Here is a 2323-nt window from a genome sequence, read left to right as displayed (position 1 = left end):
ATCGACCACACAGCGCCCTGGGCAACCTGGCCCCCAGGGAATTCGCTTCATCTGGCCAGGCTAGCCTGGCCAGATGAAGATCCTGGATTTTCTCACTTGAGCTGGTACAGAAAAGGGGAGCGGTTCAATTGGCCTCTAGACTCTCATAACACATGGACCAGTTTTTGGGGAGCATGCCACATGAAAGCGAGCGAGATATTTCTCAGTTTGCGGCGGAACGTGACCAAGCAATTCAGGAAGCCATTAGTCAATACAACTTACATGCAGGAGGGGGCGAACAGTTTGATGTTGGCTCGGGAGAAGAGACTGTTACTTATTCAACCTCGAGTGGCGGATATATCGCCAATGCAAAAGAATACGAAGTCCTCGCTGCGGAATGGGCGGAATACTATCGAATCAGTAATCCATATCACCAGTATACACCTCCATCAACTACGCTCCAGGAGGCTGCCGATTCTAAGAAGGCAAAGGATCTGGATGCACAGGTAGCCTACTCCAAGGCCACGGCGGCCTCGAATCTTGCACATGTAACGGCTATCGAAAACTCGAAGAAAACTTTCGCTGCCGAGTACGTCACTGAGGCTAACCAATTCGCTGATAAGATTCAGCAGGTAAATGACCAACTTTCGGATAAGGACAAACAGACTCTCGATGATTTCAATGCGAAGTTGGCCAAGATCAAGACCGATGGCGTTAAAGCCAACTCTGCTGCATCTCAAGACTACGAGAACGCCTTAGCGAATGAGCAGGTTTCTCTCGAAGCGCTTACCGCTCCTTCCGAAAATACCCATCGAGAAAACACTATCTCGAACACCGGTCAATTAAAGTCGAATATTGCTACCAACCATCATGACGCACTGGTCGCCGCCGATTTCGGTGGAATGCTGTCCAATTTTCTAATAAGCCAAGCCTCCGGCGACAAAGATTATGCAACCGCGTCAGCTACCGAACAGAATACGTTCGCGCAGTCTTTTTCGACTGCCCTGACAGGATTTGCCTCCAGCGTAGCTCCAGTTGCAACTGCCTTTGCGTCTGCCGCCGCAAGTGCAGTCAAATCAGCGATCGATGGGTACGCGAAAAACTCAGAAGCTTACGCAATCTCTGCGGTCCAAGCTGCAACTTCGACATCTGTTGATCAAATAAAGGCCGAAAATGCCTATCAAGCCGCGTCCCTCAAGGCTGGTGTTCTCCATTATAACAAACAGATTGATGCGGAAGCCGCTGCTAATATTGCTTTTGCTCAAGCCAATGTAGATTGGGTAGATACAGTCGCTCAAGCTAAGAAACAACTTGCCCTGGATGATGATCAAGCGGCTTACGATGCAATAGTCGCTACCGCAGACGCAGACCGAGATGCAGACAACGACACCGCTAAGGCAACGCAGATTCAAGCGGTCGGAGATGCCATTAAGGCACATGCGTCCACGCTTGGTGATGCCGCGAAGGCTCACTCATCGAGCGTTGGTGCCTCCTTCACTCAATTTGTCTCGGCCCTGACATCCGCTAAGTCACAGTGGGTCGCGAGAGACAATTCGGTTAAGTCATCTTCTTTGAATCAGCTAAGAGCTTCAGAAAATTCGCAAACGGGCGATATGCAGGCGGCGACATCTAGCCTGAAAGCGGCATTCTCCACATATGACGATAACCGGGCAAACGCTTTGGCGCCTTTGGAAGCCGATGCTTTGACGGATTCGTCTCAGCATTCTTTGAGTTATCAGCAATCTCTAGCGGCTAGCAAAAAGGCGGCTTGGCAGGCTCTGGTTAATAGCCAACCTGGGTCAAGGGCGAACGTCGGACTTGCTAAGGCGATGGGACAAGAGGCCTATTTGGCTTCTATGGACATTGAAAACTCGAGATATGCCTCCAGCGTGGCCTCGGCACTAGAGGTCTACAACAATAGTCTGCGAACCATTGGAAAGACGTCGGTAGATTCGTTTGAATCTGATCTAGCAGCTTACGCAAGTGCGATTCGTGACGCTGGCGGAAACCTGGAAAATCAAGCATTTGCTTCACTTCAAAAGCTGTCTAGTCAATTATCCGATGCGGAAAAAGCCTTAGATCAAGCAATTGCCCAAGAGGAAGCAACGAAAAACAATACTTTGGTTGATGATTATGTCAGCTACTTTAAGGATGTTATTGCCGCAGAGGTTCTCTACAAGACTGAATTACTAGACGACGAGTTAGCTGCTGGGGCTGAGTTGGCATGCTCCCCAAAAACTGGTCCATGTGTTATGAGAGTCTAGAGGCCAATTTCGGCCAAGGAGACTCCCATGACCAAGAAGCGTAAACGACGTAGTCCCGAACAGATCGTTAAAGCCCTGCA

The 2323-nt window shown here is 49.7% G+C and carries 1 protein-coding gene; it reads left to right on the top strand.

Annotated features, from left to right (window positions below; all coding sequences use genetic code 11):
* Positions 1–152: 152 nt before the first annotated feature.
* Positions 153–2243 carry a hypothetical protein gene (locus tag C5Y96_RS01350; RefSeq protein WP_105349755.1) on the top strand — a complete coding sequence of 697 codons (2091 nt, stop codon included), beginning with the start codon at positions 153–155 and terminating at the stop codon, positions 2241–2243.
* Positions 2244–2323 lie beyond the last annotated feature (80 nt).

The sequence above is a fragment of the Blastopirellula marina genome (genome assembly GCF_002967715.1).
Taxonomy (GTDB): Bacteria; Planctomycetota; Planctomycetia; order Pirellulales; family Pirellulaceae; genus Bremerella; species Bremerella marina_B.
The sequence above is the reverse complement of the archived record's forward strand: the minus strand, read 5'-3'. Positions and strand labels throughout refer to the sequence as shown.

Coding starts and splice junctions, on each gene's coding strand:
- C5Y96_RS01350 (WP_105349755.1), top strand. CDS start 153: ATGGACCAGTTTTTGGGGAGCATGCCACATGAAAGCGAGCGAGATATT.